This is a genomic window from Sphingobium sp. B2D3C, assembly GCF_025961835.1.
In the GTDB taxonomy this organism is placed as follows: Bacteria; Pseudomonadota; Alphaproteobacteria; order Sphingomonadales; family Sphingomonadaceae; genus Sphingobium.
In genome coordinates, this window is record NZ_JAOQOK010000001.1 from 3118308 (window position 1) to 3131872 (window position 13565).

At 66.0% G+C, this 13565-nt stretch carries 11 protein-coding genes; 4 read left to right on the forward strand and 7 right to left on the reverse strand.

The annotated features are described in order from the left end of the window. Window positions 1-53 precede the first annotated feature (53 nt). The 3 genes from M2339_RS14495 to sseA all read right to left on the reverse strand — a co-directional run bounded on the left by M2339_RS14495 (window position 54) and on the right by sseA (window position 3197). Window positions 54-791 carry a TorF family putative porin gene (locus M2339_RS14495; RefSeq protein ID WP_181561116.1) on the reverse strand — a complete coding sequence of 246 codons (738 nt, stop codon included), beginning with the start codon at window positions 789-791 and terminating at the stop codon, window positions 54-56. Window positions 792-1110: 319 nt separating this feature from the next. Next, entirely contained in the window at window positions 1111-2355 is a 1245-nt protein-coding gene (metC, locus tag M2339_RS14500; RefSeq protein ID WP_264588119.1) for a cystathionine beta-lyase, read from the reverse strand. Further along, window positions 2352-3197 (reverse strand): 3-mercaptopyruvate sulfurtransferase, encoded by an 846-nt coding sequence (gene sseA, locus M2339_RS14505; protein ID WP_264588118.1) that lies wholly within the window; start codon window positions 3195-3197, stop codon window positions 2352-2354. The genes metC and sseA overlap by 4 nt, the downstream gene beginning before the upstream one ends. A gap of 75 nt (window positions 3198-3272) precedes the next feature. On the opposite strand from sseA, the gene queF reads away from it, so the two are divergent. Then, window positions 3273-3719 carry a preQ(1) synthase gene (gene queF, locus M2339_RS14510; RefSeq protein ID WP_264571677.1) on the forward strand — a complete coding sequence of 149 codons (447 nt, stop codon included), beginning with the start codon at window positions 3273-3275 and terminating at the stop codon, window positions 3717-3719. Between the two features lie 20 nt (window positions 3720-3739). Here the strand turns inward: queF and M2339_RS14515 are convergent, their stop codons facing one another. The 4 genes from M2339_RS14515 to hflK all read right to left on the reverse strand — a co-directional run bounded on the left by M2339_RS14515 (window position 3740) and on the right by hflK (window position 9075). Continuing rightward, window positions 3740-5341, reverse strand: a complete 1602-nt coding sequence (locus M2339_RS14515; protein ID WP_264588117.1) for a DUF853 domain-containing protein — start codon at window positions 5339-5341, stop codon at window positions 3740-3742. A gap of 116 nt (window positions 5342-5457) precedes the next feature. Beyond that, complete coding sequence (locus M2339_RS14520) at window positions 5458-6957, reverse strand: DegQ family serine endoprotease (protein ID WP_264588116.1); 1500 nt, start codon at window positions 6955-6957, stop codon at window positions 5458-5460. A gap of 151 nt (window positions 6958-7108) precedes the next feature. Next, window positions 7109-7954: a protease modulator HflC gene (gene hflC, locus M2339_RS14525; RefSeq protein WP_264588115.1), complete on the reverse strand. Its 846-nt coding sequence runs from the start codon at window positions 7952-7954 to the stop codon at window positions 7109-7111. Further along, a complete protein-coding gene (gene hflK, locus M2339_RS14530) occupies window positions 7951-9075 on the reverse strand; it encodes an FtsH protease activity modulator HflK (RefSeq protein ID WP_264588114.1) in 1125 nt (374 codons plus the stop codon). The genes hflC and hflK overlap by 4 nt, the downstream gene beginning before the upstream one ends. A gap of 124 nt (window positions 9076-9199) precedes the next feature. On the opposite strand from hflK, the gene M2339_RS14535 reads away from it, so the two are divergent. From M2339_RS14535 to hemH, 3 genes are read left to right on the forward strand one after another with little or no spacing between them, the layout of a single operon-like run. Further along, entirely contained in the window at window positions 9200-10213 is a 1014-nt protein-coding gene (locus M2339_RS14535) for an Mrp/NBP35 family ATP-binding protein (protein ID WP_319799457.1), read from the forward strand. 20 nt (window positions 10214-10233) lie between these two features. Beyond that, window positions 10234-12513: a xanthine dehydrogenase family protein molybdopterin-binding subunit gene (locus M2339_RS14540; protein WP_264606486.1), complete on the forward strand. Its 2280-nt coding sequence runs from the start codon at window positions 10234-10236 to the stop codon at window positions 12511-12513. Continuing rightward, window positions 12510-13532, forward strand: a complete 1023-nt coding sequence (gene hemH / locus M2339_RS14545; RefSeq protein ID WP_264588112.1) for a ferrochelatase — start codon at window positions 12510-12512, stop codon at window positions 13530-13532. Before M2339_RS14540 ends, hemH begins: the two co-directional genes overlap by 4 nt. Window positions 13533-13565: the final 33 nt, after the last annotated feature.

Sequence of the window (13565 nt, forward strand, 5' to 3'; positions counted from 1 at the left end):
GCGACCCCCTTGGTTCAGCCGTCTCCCCCCGGTGACGGCTGCACTTTGTTCGATCAGAACGCGGCGCCGACCGAGAACACGACCGCTGCGTCGCTGCCGCGGATCTGGCCGGGCTCGTCGGTGTCGACATAGCGCACGCCGAAGGTCAGCTGCTTCCAGCTCGCGCTCACGCCAGCCGACCAGTCGAACACTTCGCCGTCAACGCCGCCGAGGAAGCTGTCGCTCGTCGCGTAGCCGATGCTGCCGTCAACGGTGAAGGGCGTGCCGGGGATGGCGAGCGACGGAGCGGCCTTGATGTAGAAGGCATCGTTCTTGCCGAGCGCGTCCTGCTTCCAGGCGTAGTTCGCCGTGACTGCCAGGCCGACCGGGCCGAGCGTGGTCTTGAGCGTCACATAAGGCTCGAAGAAGTCGGTCGCGACGTCGGTGACCGTGTCCTTGGGGTACAGATAGTAGAGCAGACCGGCGTCGACCGTCACGCCCGGAGCCAGCTCCGTGGAATAACCGGCGAAGAAGTCGAGCTCAGCGGTCGCGCCATTGCCAGCGCCGTCGAGATCCGGGAAGTCGACGTTCGAGCCCCAGGTGCCGAAGTAGAAACCGCTGTCGTGCGTCACGGTGATGCCGGCCTGGATGGCAGCATTCTGCTTCGTCTGCGAGAAGCCGCGGAAGCGGTAGTCGGACACAACGGTGGCGGAGCCGGAAACGGTCAGGCCGCTGTCATCGTCCTGCGCGAGAGCAGGGGTGGCAGTGGCAAAAATAGCGAGGGCCGAGAGGCCCAGAATGGACTTACGCATGGGATTCCCCTTAACGAGATAAAAATGCGATCGTCCCTGCCTGCAGCGCCGGGCGATCGCTTCATTTTGGATCCGCATTTGTTGCGGTTGAGCGGACTTGCCGGCAAGCCGCGATCCTGATGCCTCTGTCTTGTGCGACGCACAAGACAGAAACTGCACATATGTGTTGCGAACTCATGAAGTGTTGCAGCCGCGCCACGCTGGCTATTGACCGAAACCGTAGGGGAAGCAGGCGCATCTGGAGGTTTCGCCAGACTTGTTCAGGCGCGAAGTGCCCCCATGGGCGGTCAGCCAGGGTGCAGTGCAAGCGGCGGGCGACTCAACGAGCGGCGTGGTGCTCCATCGCAAGCTGCCAACGCTGAAGCCCCTGTTCGAGGTCTGCAATGAGATCGTCAGGCTCTTCCAGCCCGACATTGATCCGCACCAGCAAACCCTTGGCCTCCCACTGTCGCGCCGTGCGCAGGCTGGCGGGATCGACCGGCAGGGCAAGGCTCTCGAACCCGCCCCAGCTATAGCCGATGCCGAACAGCGTCAGCGCGTCGATAAAGGCCGCGCGGGCCGAGTCGTCGTTGCTCGCCAGTTCGAAAGCAAACAGGCCGGCGCTCCCGGCGAAATCGCGGCGCCACGCTTCATGACCGGGGCAGGATTCCAAAGCCGGGTGCAGCACGCGCGCAACTTTGGGTCGCGCTTCCAGCCAGCGGGCCAGCGCCAGCGCGCTTTCGCCCTGATGTTTGAGGCGCACGGCCAGCGTCCGCATGCCGCGCAGCACCAGCCAGGCATCGTCCGGGCTGACGGTCTGGCCGAGCATGTGGCCGCGCTTGTGGATGGCGGGCCACAGCGCGGCATTCGCGGTGACTGACCCCATCATGACGTCACTATGGCCGCAAAGATACTTTGTGCAGGCGAGGATCGACACATCCACTCCCAGCCCGAGGGCCGGCAGCAGCAAGGGTGTCGCCCAAGTGTTGTCGATCAGCGTGATGATCCCGCGCGCCCTTGCCACCGCGACGATGGCGGGCACATCCTGCACCTCGAAGGTCAGGCTGCCGGGGCTTTCGAGGAAGATGGCACGGGTATGCTCGGTGCAAAGCGCAGCGATATCGGCGCCGATCAGCGGATCATAATAGATCGTCCGCACGCCGAACTCGCGCAGCATTCCATCGCACATCGCGCGGGTCGGGCCGTAGACGCTGTCGACCATCAGCAGTTCGTCGCCGGGCTTCAGCACCGCGAGCAAAGCGCCGGCAATGGCGGCGACGCCCGAGGGGTAGAGCATCGTGCCGTCCGCTTCCGGCTCCAACTGGGTGATGGCCTCAGTCAGCGACCAGCTCGTGGGCGCGCCCCGCCGGCCATAATAGAGGCGGTGCGGATCGGCGGTCGTGGCGCTGCGCAGATGCGCCACATCCTCATACAATATGGTGGAAGCGCGCCAGACAGGCGGGTTGACGATCCCGCCGGGTTGCCCGGGCATCCCGGTCCATTCCGGGCGGCGACCGGCCTGAACCAATCGCGTGCCGGGGCCAAGAGGTTTGCCGGTCTTTCCGGCGTCGCGGGTACCGCTCATGCCGGGCCGACCGCCTTGGGTGTCGCGGGATCAGCGCCCCATTCGGACCAGCTCCCGTCGTAGATCCGTACATCCTCCTTGCCGAGCAGGGCGGCGCCGAACAGCAGATTGCAGGCGGTGACGCCGCTGCCACAGCTCATGATCAGCGGCTTGTCGAGGTCGACGCCTGCATCGTCAAAGGCTTGCCGCAGCGCGTCGCCCTGCTTCCAGCGTCCCTGTTCGTCCAGCAACAGGTTTGACGGCAGATTGGCCGAACCGGGGATATGGCCTTCCGCCATGCCGGGGCGCGGTTCGGCGGCATCGCCCCGGAACCGGTCGGCGCTGCGGGCATCCACGACTTGCGCGGCGCAACTCTCCAGATTGTCGAGCACATCGGCCTTGCTGGCAATGGCGCTGTCGTCGCGGGCGGCGGTGAAGGCACCGTTGTTCGACCTGGTTGCCTCGCCTGCTTCGGTCGGGCGGCCTTCGGCGGTCCAGCGCGCCAACCCGCCATCCAAAATAGCGACCTGACGCGCGCCAAAGATGCGCAGCAGCCACCACGCCCGGCCCGCGCTGCTCAGCGGGCTATTGTCGTAGATGACGATGCGGTCGTCCTGCCCGATGCCGAGGGCGGCCATCCGCTCGGCGAACTGGGCGTTGGTCGGCACCATCGCGGGGCGTGGATCGCCCGTATCGTTGAGCGTCGAGAGATCGAGGAACACAGCGCCGGGAATATGCTGCGCCAGATATTCCGCCTTCGGGTCGCGCGGGGTGCCCGGCAAGAAGGCCGTGGCATCGAGGACCTTGAGGTCCGGGGCGCCGAGCGCCTTTGCGAGCCAATCGGTGGAAACCAGCATATCCATGGAGACGCATCCTTGAGGTGGGTTGGTTGGCGCAAGGGGTTCGCGCCGGCCGCGAATCATATTAAGGCGCGTGGCATGACACTCAAGCATCTCGGTCAGACAAGCGGCCTTCCGGCAAGCCCGGAGGAGGCCGTTCTCGATTACGTGCCCAATCCCCGCAAGGGCCGGCCCTATCTGGTGCGCTTCACCGCGCCGGAGTTCACATCGCTTTGCCCCGTCACCGGCCAGCCCGATTTCGCGCATCTGGTCATCGATTATGTGCCGGGCGAAACGATCGTGGAATCCAAGTCGCTCAAGCTCTTCCTCGGCAGTTTCCGCAACCATGCCGGTTTCCACGAGGATTGCACGGTCGGCATCGGTGAACGGCTGACGGCCGAAATGCAGCCGCTCTGGCTGCGCATCGGCGGTTATTGGTATCCGCGTGGTGGCATTCCCATCGATGTATTCTGGCAGTCCGGTCCGCCGCTGGAGGGCGTATGGCTTCCCGCTCAGGATGTCCCCGGCTATCGCGGCCGCGGCTAAGCGGGCGCCCGAGCGAACCGTTATTTAAGCAGTCCGCCCAACACGCCGCGCACGAGACGCCCGACAAGCCCGCCGCTGCTCTTGCGACTCGATCCACCGAGAATCGCCTTGCCGATCTCATTGGCGACCTGCCGGCCCACCGATGAGGCGGCCGAGCGTGTCGCGGACTGGATGGCCCGGTCGAGATTGCTCGGCTTGGCCGCCTCCCGTGCCTGAGCGCGGGCTTCTGCCTCGCGCTGTTTGGCTTCCAGCCTGGCCTGCTGTGCGGCTGCCTTGTCTGCCTCGGCCTGTGCCTTGGCTGCGTCTGCGGCGGCAGCTGCCGCCTGCGTGCGGGCCAGCAGGATTTCCTCGGCCGATTCGCGATTGATCGCCTCGTCATATTTGCCGTCACAGGGCGAAATGGACTGGATGATTGCGCGCTCCTTGGGCTCCAGCACGCCCAGCCGCGAACGCGGTGGCGCGATCAGCGTCCGCTGGACCATCGAGGGCGCGCCATCTTCCTGCAGCAGGGAGACGAGTGCCTCGCCCACGCGCAGTTCGATGATCGCGGTTTCGACGTTGAGAGCTGGATTGGCGCGGAACGTCTCGGCGGCGGCCTTGATCGCCTTCTGCTCACGCGGGGTAAAGGCGCGCAGGGCATGTTGCACTCGGTTGCCGAGTTGCCCCGCCACATCCTCCGGCACGTCGATAGGGTTCTGCGTCACGAAATATACGCCCACGCCCTTGGACCGGATCAGGCGCACGACCTGCTCAATCTTGTCGACCAGCGCCTTGGGGGCATCGTCGAACAGCAGATGCGCTTCATCGAAGAAGAAGACGAGCACGGGCTTTGCAGGGTCGCCGACCTCGGGCAGCGTTTCGAAGAGCTCGGACAGCAGCCAGAGCAGGAAAGTCGCATACAGCTTCGGGCTACGCATCAGCTTGTCGGCGGCGAGGATGTTGATGAACCCGCGCCCCTTTTCATCGGTGCGGATCAGGTCGCTGATCTCCAGCGCGGGCTCGCCGAAGAATTTGTCGCCACCCTGCGATTCGAGCTGCAAAAGCTGGCGCTGGATGGCGCCGACGCTGGCCTTGGTCACATTGCCATAGCGGCTGGTGAGCATGTCGGCATTGTCGGCGCAATAAGCCAGCATCGCCTGCAGATCGCCCAGATCGAGGAGCAGAAGCCCTTCGTCGTCCGCATAACGAAAGGCGATGGTCAGCACGCCTTCCTGCGTTTCATTCAACCCCATCAGCCGGGCGAGCAGCAACGGCCCCATTTCGGAAATGGTGGCGCGGACCGGATGGCCCTGCTCGCCATAGAGATCCCAGAAGATCGCCGGATTATCCGAGAAGGCATAATCGGTCATGCCGATTTCCTGTGCGCGGGCGATCAGCTTGTCGGCGTTCTTGGCGGTCGGCGAGCCGGCCATGGCGATGCCGGACAAGTCGCCCTTCACATCGGCAAGAAAGACCGGAACGCCCTGCGCCGAAAAGCTCTCGGCCAATCCCTGCAGCGTGACCGTCTTGCCGGTTCCAGTTGCGCCGGCAATCAGGCCGTGCCGGTTGGCGCGACGCAGGACCAGACGCTGCGGTTCGCCGTCGAGACTTTGGCCAATGAAGATGCTCGTGTCGTCGCTCATGCCCGTTCTCCAACCACAGGCCAGAGGTAGCTTGGCAAAGGGAGCAAGAAAAGCGGCACAAACAGAAAAGGGCGCGAGGTCATCGCGCCCTTTCACTCCGTCGGGATGCCCCGCGCTTACATGCCGCGCAGGCGGATCGGCACGAAGGCCGGCGGCGATCCGCGGCGGACCACCTGCAGGAGCACGGCGTTGCGGCCGGCATCCTTGGCAGCCTGCGCGGCCTTGCCCAGTTCCGCCTCGCTGGTGACCGGCTGGCCATTGGCCGTGGTAATGACGAAGCCGCGGCGCAGCCCCTTCTGTCCGGCATCGGTCGCGGGGTCGACAGCTGTCACCACCACGCCGCGCGTATCCGCCGGCACGCCAAGCTGGCGGGCGATGGCGGGCGTCAGCGACTGAACGGCGATGCCGAGCAACTGCTGCGAGGCTTCCTTGGTGGCCTGGGCATCCTGGTCCGAGAAATCGTCCTCGGCCGGCTGGCTGAAGTTGGCCAGTTCCTCTTCCGCCGGACGCTCCTCGATCGTCGCGCGAATGGTCATGCGCTTGCCATTGCGGATCAGCTCGATCGGCACGCTGGAGCCAACCGGCAGATTGGCGACGATGTAGGACAGCGTCTCGTCCGGGTTCACCTCGCGATCGTTGACCTTCACGATGACATCGCCAGCCTTGATGCCGGCCTTGTCGGCAGCGCGGCCCGGCTCGACGCCATGCACGAACTCGCCACGGTTGCGGGGCAGGCCGAGCGAATCGGCCATGTCTTCGGAAAGCTGGCCGATCTGGATGCCGAGATAGCCGCGCGTGATCGTCTGGCCCTTCCGCAGCGTCTCAATGATCGGGACAGCCTGCTCGGCCGGGATCGCAAAGCCGATGCCGATGTTGCCGCCGGTGGGCGAGAGGATCTGGCTGTTGATGCCGATCACATTGCCGTTCATGTCGAACATCGGGCCGCCGCTATTGCCCTGGTTGATCGACGCGTCGGTCTGGATGAAGCGCTCGCCGCCGCCGGTGTTACGGTGGAGCGCCGAGATGATCCCGGCGGTGACCGTGCTGCCGATGCCGAAGGGATTGCCGATGGCGATCACCCAATCACCGACGCGGGCACGGGTCGAGTCGCCGAACTTCACGAAGGGCAGTGGCTTGGTGGTGGAGATCTTGAGCACGGCAAGGTCCGAGCGCGGATCGGTGCCGATCAGCTTGGCCTCATATTCCGTGCGGTCGGGCAGGGTGACGGTGATCGAGTCGACCCGCGCGCCCCGCGCACCGGGCGCGATCACATGGTTGTTCGTGACCACATAACCATCTGCCGAGATGATGAAGCCCGAGCCGAGCGACTGCGCCTGGCGCGTCTGCGGCTGGTCGCCCGAGCCGAACAGGGCGCCGAACGGCGTGCCTGCGAACGGGTTCTGCACCTGCACGCGCTGGCGGGTGGAAATATTCACCACGGCCGGCTGCAGGCGCTGCGACATGTCGGCGAAGCTCATTGGCGCGCCGCGCGGCGCGGCTGCGGCCATATTCTCGTTCTGCGCGGTCTGCGCGACGACGGTGGATGAATTGGATGTCAGGGCAATGGCGGTGCCGCCGAGGAGGAGGGCTGCGGTAATAGCATAAGCGTAGCGCACGAAGATGTTCCTCTTCTCTTCATCTTTCGCCGGGTGTTCCGGAACGGAAGGCCCGGAGCCGGGGAGTGACCCACCGGCCATGGAATCGCCCGGATGAACGGGCATTGAATGGTCAGGGCGCGACGTAAAGACGCCGCGCCCTCAATCAGCCTTAGCGCCCCCGGAACTGGCGGAGATAGTCGTTGTCCGTGGACAGGACGGCGCTGGTTTCGCCCGGTGCGGTTTCGGCGAAGGTCGTCCGGTAGGACTGCATGGCGCGATAGAAATCGTAGAACTGCGCATCCTTGCCGAAGCTGGCGGCATAGACCTTGGCTGCGGCGGCATCGGCATCGGCGCGGATCAGCTGGGCGCGCCGGGCGCCTTCTGCGCGGATGGTCAGAGCCTCCTGCTCGCGCGCGGTGCGCATCCGCTGGAACGCGCTCTGCAGCGGCGTGCCGTCGGGCAGGTCGGCGCGCATGATCCGCACGTCGATGATCTCCGCGCCATATTGCCGCGCGACGCGGTTCAGGCTGGCGGTGATGTTGTTCATCACCTCGCTACGCTCAGGGCTGAGCAACAGGTCGAAGCGGCGGCGGCCCAACTCGTTGCGCAGAGCCGAACCCAAGATCGGGCGCAGCGCGTCCTCCACCCGCGTTTCGCTACCGGCCGAGATGAACATGCGCCGGGGATCGATGATGCGATAGCGCGCAAAGGCGTCGACCTGAAGGCGCAGCTGATCGGTGGAGAGCACCTGCTGGCGCTCCATGGCGACCGACTGCACGCGCTTGTCGATCCACACGACTTGATCGACGAACGGCAGCCGGACCTTGAGGCCGGCCCCAGTGTTCCCGAACACCTCATTGGGTTTGTAGGCATTGTAGATGCGGACCGGTTCGCCGAAGCGCAGCACGACGGCCTGCTTGGTTTCCGGGACGATCGAGAAGGTGCTGGCCAGCAGGATCAGGCCGACGGTCGCCAGAACGGCCAGCAGGATGGGGTTGCGCAAGGAGAGGTTCATTGTGCGCCTCCCTGCGGCTGGGCTTGCGGCTGTGCAGGCGTCTCCACGCTCACATTCGCGCGGGGGCGAAGGGCTGGTAGCGGCAGATAGGGCGTCACACCGGGGGTTTCGACAATGGTCTTGTTCACGCCGGAGAGCACACTTTCCATGGTTTCATAATACATGCGGCGACGCGTCACGTCAGGTGCGAGGCGATACTCCTCATACACCTTGTCGAACGCGGCGGCCTCACCCTGTGAGCGGGCAGAGAGCTGCTGCGCATAGGCGCGGGCCTGATTGAGATAGGTTTCGGCAGCCTGCTGCGCAGCGCTGACTTCCTTGAAGGCATCGTTCACGGCGGCTGGCGGATCGGCCTGCTTGATGGCGACGCCCTGAATGCGCACGCCCGCGCCGTAGCTGTCGAGAATCTGCTGCATCCGCTCCTGCACCTGTGCCTCGATGGCGTTACGCCCCGCGCCGAGCGCGTCGGTCAGCGAGACCGTCGCCACCACTGCGCGCATGGCGGATTCGGAAACGGCGGTGATCGTTTCCTCAGGATTGGCGATCTGGAAGAGATATTGCTGCGGGTCGCGGATATTCCAGCGGACAGAATAGCCCAGATTGATGATGTTCTGGTCGCCGGTGAGAACCAGCTTCTCGGATTCATCGCCCGCCGAGCCGAGATCGACCGTGCGGATCTCTTCGACGTCGAGGATGGTCACATTTTCGAGCGGGGCGGGCAGCGACCAGTTGATGCCGGGGCCAAGGGTGCGGCTGTAGCTGCCCAGGATGGAGACGATGCCGCGCTCCTGCGGGCCGATCCTGTGAATGCTGGTGGTGGCAATCCACAGCACGACGATGGCGATGGCGGCATAGAACCAGATCGCGCGCCCGCCGGGGCTGCGTGGCGTGCCGCCACCCTGGCCGCCGAAGCTGTCCCGCGCGCGGCGCATCAACTCATCGATTGCGCTCGGGCCGCGCGAATCCGCGCCACCTCTGTCATCCCGGGGCGGTGGGGTCCACGGGTTGCGCGGACCTTCCTTGCCCTTGCCGGAAGACGGCTCCTCGCCCTGCGTGCCCCAAGGACCACCCTCGCTCATTGGCAAAGTCTGGCCGGGATTTTCCATCAATTCCTTACTCATGCCGTGGTTATAGGGACGGTCTTTGCGGAAATACAGGGCCGTGCTGCGATAATTGCCCCTTGGTGAGGGCGTATTCGGGCGCTCTTCGATTCACAAAACAGTCGGCATGTTCTAGAGCGCCCGCATGACTGACTCTCCGATCGATGATGCGTCCGCCCTTCCTCCCGCTCTCACCGCCCGGATCGAAGGCCTGGCAGCGGGCCGCGCCGGGGGACTTCGCCTGCGCGACAATGTCCTCAGCCTGGTGCTGGATGTGAGCGGGCTGGACGCGGAGCAGCGCGATTCCCTCGCCGCGCAGCTCGTTGCCGCGGGGACGAGCGAATTCGGTCTGGAGGATGTGCGGGTCGCGATGACGGCGGAACGCGCCGCGCGCCCCACGATCATTGCGGTGGGGTCGGGCAAGGGCGGCGTCGGCAAGTCGACGCTCTCGGTCAACCTCGCCGTTGCCCTCAAGGCGCTCGGCAAGCGTGTCGGCATGGTGGACGCGGACATTTATGGCCCGTCGCTGCCTCGTTTGCTGGACAGCGAGGATGCCAAACCCAAGGCGGAAGGCAACCGCCTGTTCCCGGTCCAGAACGCCTATGGCATCCCGATGCTGTCCATGGGGCATCTGGCCAAAAAGGGGCAGGCGATTGCCTGGCGTGGCCCGATGGCCGGCAATGCCTTGGGGCAGTTGCTGGATGCGGACTGGCAGGGCATCGATCTTCTGGTGGTGGATTTGCCACCGGGCACAGGCGACGTGCAGCTTACCATGATCCAGCGCTACAAGCCGGCCGGGGCGGTGATCATCTCCACGCCGCAGGATCTGGCGCTGATCGACGCGACGCGCGCGGTGAGCTTCTTCGATCAGGCAAAGGTGCCGGTGATCGGCATGGTGGAAAATATGGCAGGCTATGTCTGCCCGCATTGCGGCGAGGTATCCGATCCGTTCGGGTCCGGCGGAGCAGAAGCGAGCGCCGCGCAAATGGGCTTGCCGTTCCTCGGGCGCGTGCCGCTGGATATCGCAGTCCGCACCGCATCGGATGCCGGCAAGCCGCCCGCTGCTGATGAGGGCGTGGCTGGCCAGCCGTTCCGAGCCATTGCCGAGCGCGTCGCCCGCTGGCTCGATCGAAACGGGTCGGGCGCCACGGCCGGTTGATGCGGACGCCGCGCAACAGGATGGGCAGCAGCGGCGGCGCAGAGAAGTCCGGCAAGGGGCTTCGTTCATCCATCAACCGCCGAACGCTCCTGATCGGGGCTGCGGCAGGCGGCGGACTGGCCCTGGCCTGGGGGCTCTGGCCGCGCGATTATGCGCAAACCGCCGATGCAACGGAGAGCGAGACCGCGTTCGGCGCGTTCCTGAAGATCGACCGGAATGGGCAGGTCATCGTCATGGTGCCGCAAGCGGAGCTGGGGCAGGGCATCTTCACGCTGTTCGCGCAACTCGTTGCGGATGAGCTCGGCGCTGACTGGCGCACCGTCGCGGTCCAGCCCGCCCCGCCCGGACCGCTTTATGCCAATCCCACGCTCCTGCGGCAATGGTTCTCCGGCCCGGTCACCGAGCAGTTCGGGGATCTGAGCGATCGGGCGATCGCGGAATATGCGCGTCGGTATAATCTGGTCCTGACGGGCGGGGCGACCTCGGTTGCCAATTTCCGCGACGCCTTGCGCGAGGCCGGTGCAACCGCGCGGGTGCTGCTCTGCATGGCGGCGGCCGATCGCTGGGGCGTCGGCTGGGAAAGCTGCGATATTGTCGCGGGGATTGTCAGCGATGGGACCAACAAGGCGCGGATCGGCGCGCTGGCCGAAGAGGCCGCCGCTTTCACGCCGCCCGAGCCGCTGCCCTTCCGGCCAGAAGGGCGCGAGGATGCGTTGATCGGCACCGAAGCGCCCCGGTTGGATGTGCCGGCGAAGATCGACGGATCGGCCAATTACGCGGCCGACATCCGCTTGCCGGACATGATCTATGCCTCGATTCGGCAGGGGCCGGTCAACGCCGTCGCGCTCGAATCGATCAACGAGGCGGCGGCGCGCGCGGTGCCTGGCATGATCGACATCGTGCGGGAGGCAGGCTGGGTCGCGGTGACCGGCCGCACCTGGTGGGCGGCGAATCAGGCGTTGAGCCGGCTGGATCCCGTGTTCCGGCTCGATGGGCCGGAGTTGGACGACGCAGCCATTGATACCGCGCTGGAAGCGGCGTTCGAGAGCGGTCAGGGCGGGCGCTATTTCCGCCGGGGTGATCTGGAGCCGGTCTTTGCCGGTGCGCAGGTCGTCAGCGCCGTTTACGATGTGGCGCCGGCGCTGCATCTCGCGCTCGAACCCATGGCGGCAACGGCGCGCGTGCGGCCGGAGGGCGTGGAGCTGTGGATGCCCACCCAGGCCCCGACGCTGGCCCGCGACGCCGTGGCCAAGGCGCTGAGTGTGTCAGCCCGCGACGTGACCATTTATCCCCTGTTCGCGGGCGGCTCCTTCGGGCTCAAGATGGAGGTCGATGCCGGCGTCCAGGCAGCGCTCATCGCCCGTGCCGCCAATGCGCCGGTGCAGCTCATGTGGTCCCGCGCGGAGGATATCATCCGCGATTATCCGCGGCCGCCGGCCCGCGCGCGGATGGTTGCCAAGCTGGGGCCGACCGGTCTGATCGAGGGCTGGTCCGCCAAGGTGGCTGCACCCGCCGCGCTGGCTCAGCAGTGGCGGCGGATCGCGCATGGGCGCACGCGCGCGCAAGCGCGGGCCGACACAGCAAACAAGGCCGACGCTCTGGCTGTCTCCGGCATGGACCTGCCCTATGCGATTCCCAATTTCGCGGTGGATCATTTCCCCGCCGACCTCGCGCTGGCGGCGGGTCGCTGGCGGGGCAATGCGGACAGCTATGGCTGCTTCTTTTCCGAGAGCTTCATCGACGAGCTGGCGGTGGTCTCGCAGGTCGAGCCGCTTTCCTTCCGGATGCAGTTGCTCGGCAACAATCCCCGTCTGGCGCAATGCCTCACCGCCGTCACCGCGCTTGGCGATTGGCAGGGCGGCGTGCCGGGCAGCGGTCAGGGCATCGCCTGCCACAGCATGGCTGGCGGCCACATCGCGGTGCTGGTGGAGGCCGGCTTGTCGCAGGGACGGGTCGCGGTGAAGAAAATCTGCGCGGTCGCCGATTGCGGGAAGCTGATCAATCCGGGGATCGCCCGTCAGCAGATCGAAGGGGGACTGATCTTCGGCCTCGCCATGGCGCTCGGTGGCGCGCCGACCTATGCCGGATCGTTGCCAGCCGGTCTGCAGCTTGGCGATTATGCCCTGCCACGCATGGCGGATGTGGGGGAGGTGAGCGTGGAATTCATCGACAGCAGCGCGACCCAGTCCGGCCTTGGGGAAATCGGCGTGCCGGCGGTTGCGCCAGCGCTCGCCAGTGCGTTGGCGACGGTCACGGGGCGGCGCTACCGTCGCTTGCCGGTCATGGGAGAAGATGGATGAACGAAGCGCAGATGACGGGCGGCGCCATGGGCGCTCAAGGGGGCCGGGTGGCCGTGCTGGTCGTCAATCTCGGCACCCCTGATGCGCCGACGCCCGCAGCGGTGAAGCGCTATCTGCGCGAGTTCCTGTCCGATCCGCGCGTCGTCGAGATTCCGCAGGCAGTCTGGCAGCCGATCTTGCGCGGTGTCGTGCTCAATGTGCGCCCGCGCAAGTCGGCGCATGCCTATCAGCAGGTGTGGACGGACGATGGCTCCCCGCTGGCGATGCACACGCGGGATACGGCGCGGGGCTTGCGGGTCATCTGGGAGGACGCGATCACGGTCGACTGGGCGATGCGCTATGGCGCGCCATCCATCGCCGACCGGCTGACCGCACTGAAAGAGAGCGGCCATGAGCGCATTCTCATCGCCCCGCTCTATCCCCAATATTGTGGCGCCACGACGGCGAGCGTGATGGATGCAGTCGGTCAGGCGTTGGAAGCGATGCGGTGGCAGCCCGCCATCCGCACCCTGCCGCCCTATTTCGACGATCCCGCCTATATCGAGGCATTGCGCGCCCGCACGCAAAGCCAGTTGGCGGCCCTGCCATTCGCCCCGGATCGCCTGCTGGTGAGCTTCCACGGCATGCCCAAGCGCACCCGCGAACTGGGCGATCCCTATTATGCGCAGTGCGTGGAGACGGCGCGTCTGCTCGGCGAGGCGCTCGGGCGTGAGATCATCGTCACCTTCCAGTCCCGCTTCGGCCCCGCCAAATGGCTGGAGCCGGCGACGGACACCGTGCTTGAGGGACTGCCCGGCCAGGGCGTGCGCTCGGTCGCGGTGATGACGCCCGGCTTCTCGGCGGACTGCCTGGAGACGCTTGAGGAAATCGCCCTGCGCGGCAAGGAGAGCTTCGTCGCCGCGGGTGGCGAGCATTTCGCCTTTTTGCCCTGTCTTAACGCTCAGGCGGACGCTATTGCCATGTATCGGCAGCTTCTCGGGCGAGAACTTGCCGGCTGGGTAGAGCCGTCCAGCATTTGACCGAACCCTTGATGACGCGCAGGAGAGGCATTG